Below are 16984 nucleotides of genomic sequence, written 5' to 3' on the forward strand. Positions count from 1 at the left end.
ACATTCAACATGGTGGGTGACTGACATACCGCTTTCGCGAGCAGGCTCGCTCCCACAGGGGAATGGCGGTGTTTTTGAGGGAATAGGAGAAAAACATGCATCTGGTTCAATTCGAATTGATGGGCGGCGAGCGCCGCGTCGGCGTGGTCGATGGCGGTCTGATCCGCGAAGTGCAGGACGCCCGCAGCGTACGCGATCTGGCGTTGGCCGCGATCGAGGCCGGCGGCACCCTGGAGCAACAGGTGCAGACCCTCGGCCTGGGCATCAGCCACGATTACGCCGAACTGCTGACCACGCGGCGCATCCTGCCTCCGCTGGATCACCCGGATCCGGCGCACCTGCTGGTCAGTGGCACCGGGCTGACGCACCTGGGCAGTGCTTCGGCGCGCGACAAGATGCATCAGCAGGCCGGCGACGAAGCGGCCATGACCGACACCATGCGCATCTTCAAGTGGGGCGTGGAGGGCGGCAAACCGGCGGCGGGGCAGGCCGGGGTGCAACCGGAATGGTTCTACAAGGGCGATGGCAGCATCGTCGTGCGCCCGGGCGAGCCGTTCCCGCTGCCGCCGTTTGCCGAAGACGCCGGCGAGGAACCGGAGATGGCCGGGCTCTACATCATCGGTCACGACGGCAAGCCGTATCGCCTGGGTTTCGCGGTGGGTAACGAGTTCTCCGATCACGTCATGGAACGCAAGAATTACCTGTACCTGGCCCACTCGAAATTGCGCAGTTGCAGTTATGGCCCGGAACTTCGTGTCGGTGAACTGCCTCAACACCTGGCAGGCACCAGCCGCATCCTGCGTGATGGCGAGGTGCTGTGGCAGAACGAGTTCCTCAGCGGCGAGGCCAACATGTGCCACAGCCTGGCGAACCTCGAGTACCACCACTTCAAGTACAGCCAGTTCCTGCGCCCCGGTGACGTGCACATTCATTTCTTCGGCACTGCGACCCTGTCGTTCGCCGATGGCGTCCGCACCCAACCGGGTGACGTCTTCGAGATCAGCCAGGCCGAATTCGGCGCGCCGCTGGTCAATGGCATCGCCCCGGCGCCAGCGGTTTTTGCGCCGGGCAGCATCGGCACCCTTTAAGGAGATCCCATGACAAAGATTCTTGGTCACAACTACATCGGCGGTCGTCGCAGCGCGGCCGGTAACGTCGAGCTGTACAGCGTCGACGCCAGCACGGGCGAGCAATTGCCTCACGCGTTCATCCAGGCCACGCAAGCGGAAGTCGATGCCGCCGCTCAAGCCGCCGCGGCGGCGTACCCGACCTATCGCAGCCTCAGCGCCGAACGCCGCGCGCAGTTCCTCGATGCGATTGCCGATGAACTGGACGCCCTGGGCGATGATTTCGTTGCGCTGGTCTGCCGCGAAACCGCGCTGCCGGCCGCACGGATTCAAGGTGAAAGAGGACGCACCAGCGGCCAGATGCGCTTGTTCGCCAAAGTCCTGCGCCGCGGCGATTTCTACGGTGCGCGGATCGACCTGCCGTTGCCGGATCGTCAACCGCTGCCGCGGCCGGATCTGCGTCAGTACCGCATCGGCCTCGGCCCGGTGGCGGTGTTTGGTGCGAGCAACTTTCCCCTGGCGTTCTCCACCGCCGGTGGTGATACCGCTGCAGCGTTGGCTGCCGGTTGCCCGGTGGTGTTCAAGGCGCACAGCGGCCACATGGCCACGGCCGAGCAGGTCGCTGACGCGCTGATTCGCGCGGCGGAAAAAACCGCCATGCCGGCCGGTGTGTTCAACATGATCTACGGCGGTGGCGTCGGTGAGTGGCTGGTCAAGCACCCGGCGATTCAGGCGGTCGGCTTCACCGGTTCGCTGAAGGGCGGTCGCGCGTTGTGCGACATGGCCGCCGCGCGCCCGCAACCGATCCCGGTGTTCGCCGAGATGTCGAGCATCAATCCGGTGATCGTGTTGCCCCAGGCGCTGGCCGTGCGCGCGGAAACCGTCGCCCGCGATCTGACCGCATCGGTGGTGCAGGGCTGTGGGCAGTTCTGCACCAACCCGGGGTTGGTGATCGGCATTCGCTCGCCGCAGTTCACGGCGTTCGTCGAGCAGGTCGCGGCGCTGATCGGCGATCAACCGGCGCAGACCATGCTCAATGCCGGCACGCTGGGCAGCTACGGCAGCGGTGTGCAGAAGCTGCTGGCGCATCCTGGCATCGAGCATCTGGCGGGCAGCCCGCAACAGGGCAATCAGGCGCAGCCGCAGTTGTTCAAGGCGGACGTCAGCCTGCTGCTCAATGGCGATGAGGTCTTGCAGGAGGAAGTGTTCGGCCCGACCACGGTGCTTGTCGAAGTGGCGGACCAGGCGCAACTCAGCGCCGCGCTGCACGGTCTGCACGGCCAGCTCACGGCAACCATCATTGGCGAGCCGGTGGACTTCGAGCAGTTCGCCGAGCTGACGCCGTTGCTGGAACAGAAGGTCGGGCGGATTCTGCTCAACGGCTATCCGACCGGGGTCGAAGTCTGCGATTCGATGGTGCACGGCGGGCCGTACCCGGCCACCTCGGATGCCCGTGGCACCTCGGTGGGCACCCTGGCCATCGACCGCTTCCTGCGCCCGGTGTGCTTCCAGAACTACCCGGACAACCTGTTGCCGGAGCCGCTGAAGAATGCCAACCCGCTGCGTATCCAGCGGCTGGTGGACGGCAAGCCGTCGCGCGAAGCGCTCTAAGCCACACCGAAATCCCTGTGGGAGCGAGCTTGCTCGCGAAGGTGGCCGTCCAGTCACATGTTGATTGCCTGGCACGCCGTATTCGCGAGCAAGCCCGCTCCCACAGGGGCTCAGCGGCTGCTTTGAGCTATCATTGCCGGTTTCCCCCCTGAAAGACTTGATTGCCATGACTGCCCAAACCCTTCTCAACGCCCTCGAACACTGCGGTATGGTCGAAATCGACGGCCTGCACGCCTTCGAATTTGCCCTCGACGAAGACGATAACCTGCACATCGAATGCATCGATGGTCGTGCGGCCAAGCATTGGGAGTTCACCCCGGCCCAGGTGGCAGCGGCGACGTTTGACGAAGACCTGCAAAGCTGGCTGATCGTTGGTTTTGCCAGCGACACCAAGACCACGGGCGAACACCGCCTGGTCTGCCTCGGTGATGTACTGAGCAGCGCAGATGACGAGGATGAAACTGAATGAACATGCGTAAATTCTGGCCATTGCTGATGGCCGGCAGCGTCGGCGCGATGGGCCTTTCCAGCGCTTCGGCCGAGAGCTTCCAGCTGCTGGTCGGCTCCTATACCGCTGGTACCAGCCAGGGCATCTACCGGATGCAATTCGACAGCGCCACCGGGCAGATCGACGCCAAGCCGCTGCAAGTGATCAAGAGCGAAAACCCGTCGTGGCTGACCTTCTCCAAGGATCAGCGCCAGCTGTTCGTGGTCAATGAAAACGGCCCCGGCCAGCGCGACCCGGTCGGCAAGGTCAGCAGCTACGCCATCGATCCCAAGACTCACGCGTTGAGCCTGATCAACCAGGTGCAGAGCCTGGGCAACGAGCCCACTCACTCCAGCCTCAGCGGCGATGCCAGCCATCTGTTCGTCAGCAACTATTCGGTGCTCGAAGACCCGGGCGGCACCCTGGCGGTATTGCCGGTCGGCAGCGACGGCAAGCTCAGTCCTGTGGTGCAGATGAGCGCCCACCCGGCGAGCCGGGTCAACCCGGAGCGTCAGGCGTCGAACCACGTGCATTCGACGATCTCTTCGCCGGATGGCCGCTATGTGTTCTCCAATGACCTTGGCGCCGACAAGGTCTTCATCTACCAGTTCGATCCGAAGGCCAACCCCGAGCTGCCGCTGACCCCGGCGAAAACCGCCGCCGTGGCCCTGCCAGCGGGCAGTGGGCCGCGTCACCTGCTGTTCAGCGCCGATGGCAAGCATGCCTGGCTGACCATGGAGATGAGTGCGCAGGTGGCCGTGTTCGACTACCACGACGGCGTGCTGACCCAGACGCAGATGGTCGACCTGGCCGCCGGCCAGCCGACCTCGGACAAGGCCGCCGCCGCGCTGCACGCTTCGGCCGACGGCAAATTCCTCTACGTCAGTAACCGTGGCACCGCCAACCAGTTGCTGGTGTTCGCCATCGACCCGGCCAGTGGCCAGCTCAAGGAGCTGCAGCGGCGCTCGGTAGAGGGCGATCACCCGCGTGAGTTCAGCCTCGATCCGAGCGGCAGATTCCTGCTGATCGCCAATCAGAAAAGCAACCAGATTGTCGTGGTCGAGCGCGACAGCAAGACCGGTCTGCTTGGCAAAACCGTGCAGAAACTGGCGATGGACGCTCCGAGCGACCTGAAGTTTTTCCTGCGTCAATGAGTCGCAGGCCCCGGTTCACGGGGCCCGCCGCTTTGTATTAATAGCGCTGATAACAGCTAACGTTACAAAGCATTTCAAGCGATCGACCCTCGAGCGTTAAGTTTGCTTCACGGCCCAACCGGGCAAACCAGCCAACTGAACACGAGGGTTACCGCCATGAACTTCAATCTCTTCTCCGTTATCGCCGCTTCCGCCATCTCTGCCACCGTTGCATTGCCAGCCAGTGCCAACGTGGAAATCAGCAGCAAGAAATCCCACACCCAGAGCTACACCCAGAAATACCTGCAACAGAGCGCCAACTTCTACGCCGCCCTGGATCACAAAGCCCAACACTGAAATGCCCGTTTCGAAAAACGCCCTGTAGGCGCTGCCGAAGGCTGCGATCTTTTGCGCTTCAACGTGAAAGGATCGCAGCCTTCGACAGCGCCTATTCGTTTGTGCGTCGAACGGCTTGATAGGTTTTCTCCAACGCTGAGATAGACCGGCTAAATAATCAACGAAGCTGATGGTTACTATGGGAAACCCTGAGTGGTTAGCGCGGCTTTTTTGATTGATCCTGACGGCACTGAAACATGCCCACGGAGCACATCATGGCCAGTTCAATCCTTACCTCAGCCAAGCGCGGCGCCTATCTGGCCATCGGTCTGTACCTGGTCCTGGTGCTGTTCGTCAGCGTCGCCTCGCACACCCAGCACGAGTTCGCCGCACCGATCGAGGTCGCACACCCCGGCATCCAGTTCGAACACCGCGCGCAAGGCGTGCTGGTTGATCGGACCGAACTGGCAGGAGTGGGCGGAGCATGAATGGCTACAGACTCTGGGTCATCGCCGGCCTGGCACTGATGACCAACGGCGCGACGTTACTCGGCTTCGGTCAGGGTTCGGTCGGCGCGCTGGCCCGGGCCATAGAGGCCAATCACAGCATCGCGCATAACATCGAGCGCGCCAACGCACTGGGGCTGATGGCCGGCAATCCTCCGGTCAAGGCCGAGAGCGATTTTCTCGGTCCATTCGAAGTGGATTGCTCGGCACTTGGCATGTGCCAGGTGCTGGCCTGATTTCCCCGTTCCCATTTGCGGCGTTTCAAGCGGACGCGGAGCGTCCGGGGCTGCATTCCCACGCGGAGCGCGGGAACGAGCAAAGCACAGGTTTTTACTTCTTCATGATCGCGGTAAAGAGCTCGGACTCGAGCAAGCGCTGCAGCCACGCCTGTAGACGCACGTAAGGCGTCTGCGCAAACCACTCGCGATCGACATGCGCAAACTGCCGAACGAACGGCAGCAACGCCACATCCGCCAGACTCAAGTGATCGGCCAGCAAGTAGTCGCGTTGCGTCAGCAACTCATCCAACCGCTGCAGGAACAACGCCCCCTCGGCCCGATAGACCTGCATCGGCTGTTCGGGATAGCGCTCGGCATACTTGTAGCGATTCAGCTGCACCTTGAACACGTGATCATTGGCTTCGATCAGCTCGGCTATCCGCGGATCACCGCCGAGTAACCAACCCTGCGGATCATGCTGAGCCAATGCCCAGTGCATGATCTCCAGGCTCTCGTCGATTACCCGGCCATTCGCATCCAGCACCGGCACCGTGCCCTTGGGCGAGATCGCCAGCATCTCGGCGGGTTTGGCCTTGAGGCTGACTTCGACGATGTTCACCGGCACGCCCGAATAGCGCAGGGCCATGCGTGCGCGCATGGCGTAGGGGCAGCGGCGGAATGAATACAGCGTGTTCATTTCACCTCCAGCGTGCTCAAGCCGTTGCCCTGGCGTTGTACCTGAATCTGCACCGGAATCCGTTCGTGCATTTCCTGCACATGGGAAATCACCGCGACCTTGCGCCCCTGTGCCTGCAAGCCGTCGAGGGCGTCCATCGCCAGTTGCAGCGATTCCGGGTCGAGGCTGCCGAAACCTTCGTCGATAAACAGCGATTCGATTTTCAGCGTGCTTGAAGCCATCGACGCCAGGCCCAGTGCCAGGGCCAGCGACACCAGGAACGTCTCGCCGCCGGACAGCGAGTGCACCGAGCGCAGTTCATCGCCCATTTCCGTGTCCAGCACCAGCAGGCCGAGCATGCTGCCGCCGCGTTTGAGGCGGTAGCGTTTGACCAGTTGGCGCAACTGCACGTTGGCGTGATGCACCAGCAGGTCGAGGTTGTAGGCCTGGGCGATCTTGCGGAACGTGTCGCCGGTGGCCGAGCCGATCAACGCATTCAGCCGTGCCCAGCGCTGGTACTCGGCATAGGCGTCGGCGATCTGCTGCGCGAGGGCCTGGTTGGCGTTCTGCCGACGCTGGTCTTCAGCCTGTTCGGCGCGCAGTTCGGCGCATTGCTGTTCGCTGAGGGTGAACTGGGTTTGCAGTTCGGCGAGGGCGCTGGCGAGTTGCTCGGCCTCGAGATTGCCGTTGTGCTGGGCCTGATGATCGGCCAGGCGCTGATCACGTTCCTGCAGCAGCACCTGGGCCTGCTCGATGGCTTTTTCGTTGTGCTGCAAGCGCTGACGCAGTTCGCTGACCTGAGCGTCATCGACGCGCAGCAAGTCTTCGAGACCGCCGTCATCCAGCTCCGGATGCCGCGCGCGCCACTCGGCAATCTTCTGCGTCAGCTCGCTGTCTTCGCTTTGCAGCGCCTGCCAACGCTGCTGTTGCGCCTTGAGTTCGGCGCCAATCTGCACGTACTGCGTGCGCACGTCCTGCAGCTGCGCAGCCGTGCTGGTTTCGGCGTTACGCGCCTGCTCCACGGCCTGTTCCAGTTGCTGCTGCCAGTGCTCGGCGCTGCTGTGTTCGCCGAGCAGTTGCGCGAGTTGGGCCTGACAGGCCTGTTGCTGCTCGGCGAGTACGCGGAATTGCTGCTCGGCGCTTTGCAGCTGTTGGACGCGGCCGAGCTGGCGGTCCTGTTCCTTCTCCAGCGTCTGCTGGCGTTGCAGCTGTTCGGCCAGTTCGTCCTTTTGCTGATCGAGCTGCGCCAGGCGCTCCGCAATCTGCCGGTCGAGTTGCAGGAAGGTCGCCGCCGGCTCGACGCGCAAGGCTTCGAGGGTGTCGGCCGGCAACAGGCTGGCGAATGCGGTGAGTTCTTCGTCGAGACGCTGACGGTCACTGCTCAGTTGCAGTTGTTGGTTGCTCAGGTGCTGCGCCGCCTGCTGATGCGCGGTTTCGGCATTGCGCAGTTGCTGGGTCAGGCGCGCGGCATCCTGCTGCAGGGTGAGCAGGGCGCTCTGGCGCTGTTCGTCCTGGCTGATGCTCTGGTTCAACTGCTCGTTTTGCCGAGTCAGCCAGGCGGCACGCTTGTCGGCGTCCTGATTGAACAACGCTGTGGCCAGCGGATGCGCCTCCAGGCTCGGCGCCAGTGCCTGGAGCTGAGCGGTGAGTTGTTCCTGCTGTTGCAGCAGCTCTTTCTGCCGGGCGATCACGCCGCCGACTTCGGCGCGCAGTTCGGTGAGTTTTTCCTTCAGCTGATCCACCGCTTGTTGCGCGCTGGCCTGCTCGGATTCGTCGTGGCGACCGAGGCTTTGCAGCAGCGCTTGCGGCTGATGATACGGATGCTCGTTGCTACCGCAGACCGGGCACGGCTGCTCGTCCTGCAACTGCGCGCGCAACTCCTCGACACTGGCGCTGCGAGCCAGACGCTGGCGCTCGAGCAGTTCGCGGGTGACGGTGAGGGTTTGTTCGGCGACGGTCAGCTCGGCCTTGGTTTTCACCCCGTCCTGGGTCAGGCGCTCGCGTTCGTGCTGCGCCTCCTGCAGGCGCTGATGCAGTTCGCCGCCGCGTTTGTCCAGCTCTTGCTGGCTGGCCCAGAGCCGCGTCATGTCTTCGATGGCGCGCAGCTGTTTGCGGTTGTCCTGCAACAGATTGCCGAGGATACCGATCTGCTCGGCGACCGCATCCGGCTCGGCGCCGGCCTCCTTGAACAGCACTTCCAGCTGCTGCTTTTGCGCGGCCAGCGTTTCTGCGCTGTGCGCGGCGTTCTGCTCGAGGCTGGCCAGTTCGGCCTGGCCCTGGTTCAGGCGATTGCCGATCAACATCAACTGTTGCAGGCGATCGCGGTAGGCATGCCAGGCATCGCTCAACGGCGCCAGAGCGGCGCTCTGTGCCAGCTCGGTGGCGATGGTCTGCAGGCGTGCAGCGACTTCGCTCTGTTTCTCCTGCAACGCCTGGATGGCGCTCTGGCCTTGCGTGCAGGCTTGCTCGGCGGATTGCCGTGCCTCGGCGCTGAGTGCGGTGTCCTTGGCAAGCCGGGCGAGGGTGCTTTGTTCCTCGAACGCCTGGCGCAGCAGCGGGGCGCTGTCGGTGTGTCGCTGCTGCGCCTGGCTCAGGGCGATTTTCGCCGCTTCGAGCGCCTGTTCCAGTTGCGTCTGGCGTTCGCCGAGTTCGCCGTGTTGACGGCTGTGCGCGGCGATCTGCGCCGCCAGCGGCGTCAACTGCGCATCGAGTTCGGTCTTGCGCGCGAACTGATGGCGTTGCGGGGCGAGGTGTTCCAGGCGCGTCAGCTGCAGGCGTTCGCCGGCCAGACTTTGCCACTGTTGTTGCGCACTCTGCAGTTGCTCGGCGGCCGCTTGCTGCGCGTCCTGTAACTGGCGCAAATCCTTGAGCCAGCTGTGCTGTTGCTCCAGTTGCTTGAGCTGCGCCTGCTGCAACTTCAACTGTTGCTGGGCAGCGTGGAAACGCTCATCGAGTTCGGCCCGGGCCTCGGGCGCCAGCGGGGTGACGCCGCTGGCCTGATCCTGCAGCAGCCTGTGCGCCTCGCGGGCCTCCTTGCTCTTGTCGAACGCACGGCGGCCGAGACGGGTGTAGAGCGCGGTGTCGGTGAGTTTTTCCAGCAGTTCGCTGCGGTCGTTGTCGTCGGCCTTGAGAAACGCACTGAACTCGCTCTGGGCCAGCAGCACGGCGCGGGTGAACTGCTCGAAGTTCAGGCCCAGGGCGGCTTCGAGCTGGGTCTTGTATTCGCCTTTCTGGCTGGCGAGCAATTGATCCTGGTCGATATCGCGCAGGCTCTGGCGGCTGGCCTGCAACTTGCCGCCGGCCTTCTCGCGGGCGCGGTTGGCCTCCCAGCGGGCGCGATAGCGGCGCCCGTCGACGCCGACGAAGTCGACTTCGGCGTAGCCTTCGCCGGTGCCCCGGCGCAGCAGGGTGCGCGGGTCGCCGGTGGCGATTTCACCGTCGGCGTCCGGCACCTTGGCATCGCGACCGGTGTTGTTCAGGCGCGGTACGGCGCCGAACAGCGCCAGGCACAAGGCGTCGAGCAGGGTGCTTTTACCGGCGCCGGTCGGCCCGGTAATGGCGAACAGACCGGCACTGGCCAGCGGCTCGGCGGTGAAATCGATTTCGAACGGTCCGGCCAGCGAGGCGAGGTTCTTCAGGCGAATGGCAAGAATCTTCATGGCTGCTCGCCCTCCATCTGCACGTCTTGCAGCAGTTCGGCGAAATCCTTGAGCGTCTGTTCGTCGACCTCGTTGCCGTAATGGTCGAGCCAGGCGCGGCGGAACAGCTCCTGCGGCGTCAGTTGGTCAAGTTCGATCAAGGGGCTGCCGTCCTCCGCGCCATCGCCACCCCGATTGCCGGCGTATTCGGCGGCTATTCGCACCAGACGCACGGCTTTGCCTTGCAGGGCGCTTTCCACCTGATGGCGCAAGTCCGGCTGCGGCTCGTCGAGGGTCACGCGCACTTCCAGCCACGGCTGGCGCTGGGTTTCGGCGAGCAGGTCGATGTTCGGCAAGTCCGCCAGTTGCAGCAGAATCTCGGCCAGTGGCGCCGGGCCCAGGCGATGCAGATTGACGGCGCGGGGGATCAGTTTCGGCTCGACGCTGACCAGAGTTTCGCCGTCGAGCGTGACGTCGAGGATCTGGTGCTGATAGCTGATTTCCGAGAACGACAGCGGAATCGGCGAGCCGCTGTAGCGGATGCGTTCTTCACCGTTGACCTTCTGCGGTTTGTGCAGGTGGCCGAGGGCGACGTAGCTGATGCTCGGCCCGAACAGGCTGGCGGGCAGCGCTTCGGCGTTACCGATAATCAGGCTGCGCTCGGAGTCTTCCGACACCGAGCCGCCGGCCATGTGCGCGTGGCTGATGGCGACCAGCGCCTGGCCCGGCTCACGCTTGGCGTTGGCCGCCGCGATCAGCCATTCATGCACCTGGCCGATGCCGCGCAGATAGTTGTCGCCCAGGTGCGCCCCTGTGACTTCCGCCGGGCGCAGGAACGGCAGCGCCAGGCACCACGCGGCGATCTTGCCACTGGCATCGGGCAGCGGCAGCAACAGCCGTTCGGCGTCGAGCTGGCCGTCATCCAGCCACAACACCCGACCCAGCGCGTGCGTGCGCAAACGGCGCATCAGCGGCGCCGGCAGTTCGATGCGCGAGCCGGAATCGTGGTTGCCGGCAATCATCACGATGGTCAGCGATGGCTGCTGCTCGTGGGCGCTGACGATGAAATCGTAGAGGCGTTCCTGGGCTTTGACCGGCGGATTGACCGTGTCGAAGATGTCGCCGGCAATCAGCAACACGTCCGGTTGCGCCAGTTTCAGTTGGCGCAGCAGCCATTCGAGGAAGCAGGCGTGCTCGAAATCGCGCTCCTGGCCGTGCAGGTTCTGCCCAAGGTGCCAGTCGGAGGTGTGAAACAGACGCAAGGTGGACTCCGCAACAATAAAGAGGTGATGGCCGCGGGGAAATGCAGGCGGCGAAAGAGGGGAGAGTTTACTGGCAATTGCACGGAGCTGCTGGGTGTCTTGGAAGATCGCCGCCGGCGCCAGCCGCAGCAGGGGGATGGCGGCCCGCTGCAGGCGCTGATCGTGTCCGGTTACTTCGGATAAAGCGGCGGCAGACCGCTGTCGCCAACCGGATCCTGCACCCGCTCCGCCGTCGGGATGGTGCGGATCGCCCGCCACAGGTCTTCACCTTGCCAGTGCTGGCCGGTTTCGCTGTAGAGCGCGCCGTTGAGGCCGTCGAGCGCGTCGGACAGCGGCACGAAGCGCGCCGCCATCTCCGCCAGGGTCTCCGGCTGCTGGCGTGCCCAGGCGTCGAGGGCCTGGCGGGTGGCGTGGGGATCGTTGGCCTGGCTGGCGCGCTTGATGTCATCGAGCAGGGTGCGCGGGCTCGGGCCTGTCTGGGCGGCACGCAGGATCGCCGGTTGCCAGCGCGCGCGCCACCACAGACCGAAGCCGAGCAGGGTGGTGCAGGCCAGGATCAGCGTGCTGAGTTTCCACCACCACAGCGTGTCGCTGTCGACAGCGCTGGGTTGCAGGCTGCCCGCCGGGGTGTCGACCTGCAGGCTCGGGTTGTTCGCTACTTGCAGGGTACGCGCCGGCAGGCTGCTGTGTTCCAAGTGATCTTCGAACGTGTTCCACCACACCACATCGACGGTCGGCAGTTCGATGGAGCCGCTGCGGCTCGGCACCAGCGCTTCGCGTTCTTCGCGGCTGCCGATCAGCCCGCGTTCGCTGATCTGGTTGCTCAGCACCGGTTGATCCGGGTAGCGGCGCAGGCCGTTGGCCTCGGTGGCGGGCAAGGCTGGCAGTTGTGAGCTGGCCAGGCCTTCGACCTTGAGCGTCAGGCTGCGGGTCAGCGAGTCGCCGACCTGAATGTGCTCCGGCTCCGGGTTCCAGCTTTCTTCCAGGGCCAGGCTGCGCGCCGGCAACCACGGCACGTCACTGGGGTAGGTCAGCGGCTTGGGTTTGACCGTCAGGGCCACCTGCGGCGAACTGATGTGCAACAGCTTGCCTGGCTTGGGCCCCTGCGCACTGGCGTCCGGGCTCGGTTGGCTGTCGACCAGGGTGGCGCTGAAGGTTTGCGCGGCGATGCTGAGCAGACCGCTGTGCTGCGGATAGATCGCGTAGCGCATCTCGATCACGCCGTGGCGCACGCCGTTGATGTCTTTTTCGTAGGTGCGCATCTCGCCCAGTTGTTCGATGCGTGCATCGGCAACCTGCAGCGGGCTCAGGCTGCTGTCGTCATACAGTGACACCGAGTGGTAGATGCGCAGGGTCAGGATCGCCTGGGCCTGCACGTAGACGCTGCTCTGGTCGAGGCTGGACTCGATGAACACCGGCTCGCGCGATGGCTGGTTATCGCGGGTGTCGCTCTCGACCACCTGCACGGTGATCGGCTGGCTCTGTGCCTCGCCCAGTTGCAGCGGCGGAATCACCACGCTGCCGTTTTCGCGCGGCAGCAGGGTGATGATCCAGCGGGTGGTGGCGCGGTTGTCGCCGTTGAGCGTGTTCAACTGGTTGACCTGGCGCGTGCCGCGCACTTCGAACAGCGGTTCCAGTGCGCTGAGGTCGGGTTTGCCGAACTGCGTGACATCGTTGGATTCGAGGGTGAGCTCGACCGTCTCGCCGGAATTCAGGCGACTGCGATCCACACTGGCCGTCAACTCGGCCGCCTGGGCGGTGGCCGTGCAGAGCAGCAGGGGCAGCAAGAGAGCGGTGAAGCGGGTCATCGAGTGTTTTCCTGATCCTGATGTTGTTGCTGTTCGTACCAGAATTTACGTCGCAGCAGTTCGCCCGGATCGTCCGGGATCTTGCCCAGCCATTGTTCCAGGGCCTGGCGTTGTTCGCCTTCGAGGTTGTCCTCGCCCGGGCGCAGCGCCGGGTTGCTGGTGGACGACTCCTGCGCCTGGCTGTCCGGCAGCTCTTTGGGGCCTGGCAGCGGCGGGGTGGTCGGCGGCGGGCTGACCGACTCGGCAGGTTGCGCCTCGCTCTGGGTTTCACTCTTGACCGCCGGTGGGGGCGCGGTCGCGGGCGGTGGTTCGTCGCCGGGCACCGTTGGCTGGGCCGCTGGCGTCTGCGTTTCGGTCGGCGGCGGCGGGGCGTTTTTCTGCTTCAGCAGATTTTCCACCAGGGCCTTGTTGGTCTGCGCCGGACGCAAGTCCGGTTGCAGTTCCAGCGCCTGTTCGTAGGCATCGATTGCCGCTTCCAGCTCACCGCTTTTTGCCAGTGCGTTGCCACGATTGTAGTGGGCGCGGGCATCGCTGCCTTCGGCGAAACGCTGGGCGGCGCCACTGTAGTCGCCCGCCTCGTAGAGCGCCACCCCTTGCCACTGGTGATCGGCAAAGTGTTCGGCCGCCTCGGCCGGGCGCTTTTGCTTGAGCAGGTGCAGGCCCTGCTGGTCGGGGCGCAGCCACAGGTCCTGGAACTCGAAAGCGTAGCTCGGTTGCGGCAGGCACAGCAGCAGCGGCAGGCAGAACAGCCAGCCACGGCGCCCGGCGCAGGCGGCGAGCAACAACAACGGCAGCAACAGCCAGTAGCCCTGATCGGCCCAGGTGTCGAGGCGCACCGTCTGGCCGTCGCTGCGCAGGCTGCGCGGGCCGTCGAGCAGGCCAAGGGTGCGCAGGTCGGACTCGTCGAGCCGCGCGCCACGGTATTCACCCCCCACGGCATTGAGAAATGCGCTCAGCCCTGGACTGTCGAGTTGCGGCACGCGAATCGCGCCCTGGGCGTCCTTGAGGAAGCTGCCGTCCTCCTGGGCGATGGGCGCACCCTCGGCGGTGCCGACACCGAGCATCAGCAACTGCGCTGATTGCCCGCTCAAGGCCTGGCGAATGCCCTGGCGTTCCTCTTCCGAGAGCGACGAACCGATCAGCAGGATGCGCCCCTGGCCCAAGGCCCCCTGTTTCAACAAGGCCAGGGCCTTGCTCACGGCCAGGTCGGCACGATGGCCGCTTTCCGGCATCAACGACGGCTTCAGCGCGTCGAGCAGGTTGCGACTGGTGGCCAGGTCATCCGACAGCGGCACCAGCGTGTGGGCGCTGCCGGCATACACGACGATGGCGGTCTGCGCATCGCTGCGCGCCTGCAACAGGTCGAACAGCTTGCGCCGCGCCTGCTCCAGCCGCGTGGGCGGCGAGTCGGTGGCGAGCATCTCCGGGGTCAGCTCCAGCACCACGACCAGCGGGTCGGCGGGTTTCTGGCTGGTCTGTTCGACGCGTTCCCAGCTCGGCCCGAGCAGCGCGCCGATCGCCAGCAACCAGGCCGCGCCGAGCGCGACCCACGGCATTTTGCTGTTGCGGCCGCTGCCGCCACTGAGCAGCGTGGCATGAAAGGCCGGCGGCAGGATCATCTGCCAGCGCCCGGCACGCTTCTGCCGGTGCCAGAGCTGCCAGATCAGCCAGCCGAGCAGCGGCAGCAACAGCAGCCACCAGGGGCGGAACCAGTGTGGCCAGAGGGCGCTCATCGACGCCTCCGCAGGCGCAGGCGCTTGAGCCGTTCGCGCCAGTCGGGCAGGGGGCTTTGCAGATACAGCTCCTTGGTGAACAGGCGTTGCAAGGGGTTGTCCGGCCACAGTTCGCGGGCCACCAGCAACACGCTGAGCAGCAAGGCCAACGCCAGCGGCCACTGATAGAGTGCCTGCGCAGGACGGGCCTGGGTCGGTTGCTGGGTCACCGGCTCGAGCTGGTCGAGGGTGTCCTTGATCGCTTGCAGCTCCTTGCCGTCGCGGGCGCGGAAGTAACGGCCGCCGGTGGCTGCGGCGATGGCCTTGAGCGCGGGTTCGTCGAGGTCGAGGGTCGGATTGCCGCCGAGCAACGCCGTGGCGCCGCTCTCTTCCGGGTCGGCACCGATGCCGATCGGGTAGATCTTCACGCCTTCGCTGGCGGCCAGCTTCGCGGCGGTCAGCGGATCGATCTCGCCACCGTTGTTGGCACCGTCGGTGACCAGGATCAGCACCCGGCTCTGCGCCGGACGCAGGCGCAGGCGCTTGAGTGCCAGGCCGATGGCGTCGCCGATGGCGGTGTTCTTGCCGGCGATGCCGATGCGCGCCTCGTCGAGCCAGACCCGCACGGTGCGCCGGTCGAACGTCAGCGGCGCTTGCAGATAGGCCTGGCTGCCGAACAGGATCAGGCCGACCCGGTCGCCATCGCGGCTTTCCAGGAAATCGCCGAGCAGATGTTGCACCAAGGCCAGGCGACTGACGTCTTCGTCCTGCCACTGCATGTCGGGGAAATCCATCGAGCCGGACACGTCCACCGCCACCAGCAGGTCGCGGCCGCTGGCGGCAATCGGCAGCGGCTCACCGAGCCATTGCGGGCGGGCGGCCGCGCTCAGCAGCAACAGCCACAGCAGGATGAAGGGCGCCTGCTGCCGCCACGCCGGCAGGTTGGCGCGGGCGCGGCGGCGGGCGAGGCCTTCGAGGTCGCTGAGAAAACTGACTTTCAATGCCGGCTCGCCGCTGTCGGCCACCGGCAGCAGCAGGCGCATCGCCCACGGCAGCGGCAACAGGAGGAAGATCCACGGCCAGGCGAACTCAAACATGCTTGCGAATCCAGGTGTCGACCGCTTGGGTCAGGCCGGCAATGGCCTTGTCGTCGAGTTTGCATTCGGGCTTGTAGGCGCCTTCGACCAGCACCATCCAGCGCGTCAGGCCGGCGGCGGGGCAGCGGTTATCGAGGAACGCCAGCCATTTGCGGCCATTGAGGGTGTGGCTCTGGCTGTACGGATAATGGTTGCGGCACAGGCGCTTGAGCAGACCATTGAGCTGCTGCAACCAGGCGCCTGCGGGGGCGCCGTCGTAGGGCTTGGGCATTTGCGCCAGTTCGGCGAGGGCCGCGATGCGCACCGGATCGAGCGGCAGTTCGGCGCGCACGACGGGTTTTTTCTTCAGCGGAATAAAACGGCGCAGACGCCACAGCGCCAGCCCCAGCAGCGGCAGCAACAGGAGCAGCAGCCACCAGCCCGGCGCCGGCGGCCAGAAGGCAATCGGCGGCGGCGAGATCAGCGGTTGCAGTTGTTCGAGGCCGTTCATCGCGCTTTCCCCGGACGCTGCGGATTGAGGAACTCACGCATCTGCTCGACCATTTCGCTCTGCGTGCTCAGCGGCATCAGCAGCACTCGCAGCTTCTGTGCAAGCAGCTCCCAGCGGGCGATGCGCGCTTCGGCCTGGGCCCGGTAAGTCTGGCGCAGGTCGAAATTCAGCGTGTCGAGCTCCAGTTGCGCGCCTCTCTGCGCAAAGCGCAGCAGCCCGGCGGCGGGCAGGGCGTGATCCAGCGGATCGGACAGCGGCAGCAGCAACAGGTCGCAATGCCGCGACAGCAGGCTCAATTGCTGTTCGGCGCTGTCGGACAGCGCGCGCTCATCGCAGATGACGATCACCAGGCTGCCCGGGCGCAGCACTTCCCGGGCGCGGCGCAGGGCCACGCCAAAGGCATCGCGATCCGGCTCGCGTTCGCTGTGCAGCGACTGATTGACCCGCACCAAACGGTTGAGCAGCTGCAGCAGGCTTTGCTTGCTGCGCCGTGGCTTGATTTCGTAGTGCTCGTTGTCGCCGAAAACCAGGCCGCCGACGCGGTCGTTATGGCCCAGCGCGGCCCAGCCGATCAACGCGGCCGCCTGGGCAGCGAGCACCGATTTGAACATCAGCCCGGAGCCGAAAAACAGCCGCGTGCTCTGCTCGACCATGATGAAAATCGGCCGCTCGCGCTCTTCGTGGAACAGCTTGGTGTGCGGTTCCTGGGTGCGCGCCGTGACGCGCCAGTCGATGGTGCGCACGTCGTCGCCGGCCTGGTACACCCGCACCTGATCGAAGTCGACGCCACGTCCACGGAATTTCGAGTGGTGCAGGCCGATCAGCGGGCTGCGCTGGCTCGGCGTGGAAAACAGCTGCACTTCGCGTACGCGGTGACGCATCTCGATCAGCTCGGCGAGGCTGATGCGGATGCCCGGTTCGGACGGCAGGGAGGCGTTCATCG

General features: G+C 65.1%; 15 protein-coding genes. 7 read left to right on the forward strand and 8 right to left on the reverse strand.

The features are described 5' to 3' along the window. The first annotated feature begins 95 nt into the window (after nt 1-95). From araD1 to QRN70_RS23880, 7 genes are all read left to right on the forward strand, one after another. On the forward strand, nt 96-1088 hold the full coding sequence (araD1, locus tag QRN70_RS23850; RefSeq protein ID WP_285420337.1) for an AraD1 family protein: 993 nt from the start codon (nt 96-98) through the stop codon (nt 1086-1088). 9 nt (nt 1089-1097) lie between these two features. Next, nucleotides 1098-2678, forward strand: a complete 1581-nt coding sequence (locus tag QRN70_RS23855) for an aldehyde dehydrogenase (NADP(+)) (protein ID WP_285420338.1) — start codon at nt 1098-1100, stop codon at nt 2676-2678. Between the two features lie 166 nt (nt 2679-2844). Further along, on the forward strand, nt 2845-3147 hold the full coding sequence (locus QRN70_RS23860) for a DUF5629 family protein (RefSeq protein ID WP_285420339.1): 303 nt from the start codon (nt 2845-2847) through the stop codon (nt 3145-3147). Further along, nucleotides 3144-4319, forward strand: a complete 1176-nt coding sequence (locus QRN70_RS23865) for a lactonase family protein (RefSeq protein WP_285420340.1) — start codon at nt 3144-3146, stop codon at nt 4317-4319. Before QRN70_RS23860 ends, QRN70_RS23865 begins: the two co-directional genes overlap by 4 nt. A 156-nt stretch (nt 4320-4475) precedes the next feature. Continuing rightward, nucleotides 4476-4655 carry a hypothetical protein gene (locus tag QRN70_RS23870; protein WP_085703571.1) on the forward strand — a complete coding sequence of 60 codons (180 nt, stop codon included), beginning with the start codon at nt 4476-4478 and terminating at the stop codon, nt 4653-4655. Between the two features lie 254 nt (nt 4656-4909). After that, nucleotides 4910-5122, forward strand: a complete 213-nt coding sequence (locus QRN70_RS23875; protein WP_285420341.1) for a hypothetical protein — start codon at nt 4910-4912, stop codon at nt 5120-5122. Then, nucleotides 5119-5376 (forward strand): hypothetical protein, encoded by a 258-nt coding sequence (locus QRN70_RS23880; protein WP_285420342.1) that lies wholly within the window; start codon nt 5119-5121, stop codon nt 5374-5376. The genes QRN70_RS23875 and QRN70_RS23880 overlap by 4 nt, the downstream gene beginning before the upstream one ends. A 94-nt stretch (nt 5377-5470) precedes the next feature. Here the strand turns inward: QRN70_RS23880 and QRN70_RS23885 are convergent, their stop codons facing one another. From QRN70_RS23885 to QRN70_RS23920, 8 genes are all read right to left on the reverse strand, one after another. After that, a complete protein-coding gene (locus QRN70_RS23885) occupies nt 5471-6055 on the reverse strand; it encodes a glutathione S-transferase (protein ID WP_285420343.1) in 585 nt (194 codons plus the stop codon). Further along, nucleotides 6052-9693 carry an AAA family ATPase gene (locus tag QRN70_RS23890; protein WP_285420344.1) on the reverse strand — a complete coding sequence of 1214 codons (3642 nt, stop codon included), beginning with the start codon at nt 9691-9693 and terminating at the stop codon, nt 6052-6054. The genes QRN70_RS23885 and QRN70_RS23890 overlap by 4 nt, the downstream gene beginning before the upstream one ends. Then, a complete protein-coding gene (locus tag QRN70_RS23895; protein WP_285420345.1) occupies nt 9690-10934 on the reverse strand; it encodes an exonuclease SbcCD subunit D C-terminal domain-containing protein in 1245 nt (414 codons plus the stop codon). The genes QRN70_RS23890 and QRN70_RS23895 overlap by 4 nt, the downstream gene beginning before the upstream one ends. 170 nt (nt 10935-11104) lie before the next feature. Further along, nucleotides 11105-12742: a BatD family protein gene (locus QRN70_RS23900; protein WP_285420346.1), complete on the reverse strand. Its 1638-nt coding sequence runs from the start codon at nt 12740-12742 to the stop codon at nt 11105-11107. Continuing rightward, the gene (locus QRN70_RS23905) at nt 12739-14475 is read right to left on the reverse strand and encodes a tetratricopeptide repeat protein (RefSeq protein WP_285420347.1); all 1737 of its coding nucleotides are present in this window, start codon (nt 14473-14475) and stop codon (nt 12739-12741) included. Before QRN70_RS23905 ends, QRN70_RS23900 begins: the two co-directional genes overlap by 4 nt. After that, nucleotides 14472-15551, reverse strand: a complete 1080-nt coding sequence (locus QRN70_RS23910; protein ID WP_285420348.1) for a vWA domain-containing protein — start codon at nt 15549-15551, stop codon at nt 14472-14474. Before QRN70_RS23910 ends, QRN70_RS23905 begins: the two co-directional genes overlap by 4 nt. Continuing rightward, nucleotides 15544-16041 carry a DUF4381 domain-containing protein gene (locus tag QRN70_RS23915; protein ID WP_285420349.1) on the reverse strand — a complete coding sequence of 166 codons (498 nt, stop codon included), beginning with the start codon at nt 16039-16041 and terminating at the stop codon, nt 15544-15546. Before QRN70_RS23915 ends, QRN70_RS23910 begins: the two co-directional genes overlap by 8 nt. Then, complete coding sequence (locus tag QRN70_RS23920) at nt 16038-16982, reverse strand: DUF58 domain-containing protein (RefSeq protein ID WP_285420350.1); 945 nt, start codon at nt 16980-16982, stop codon at nt 16038-16040. The genes QRN70_RS23915 and QRN70_RS23920 overlap by 4 nt, the downstream gene beginning before the upstream one ends. Nucleotides 16983-16984 lie beyond the last annotated feature (2 nt).

It is taken from the genome of Pseudomonas sp. efr-133-TYG-5 (assembly GCF_030209175.1).
GTDB lineage: Bacteria > Pseudomonadota > Gammaproteobacteria > Pseudomonadales > Pseudomonadaceae > Aquipseudomonas.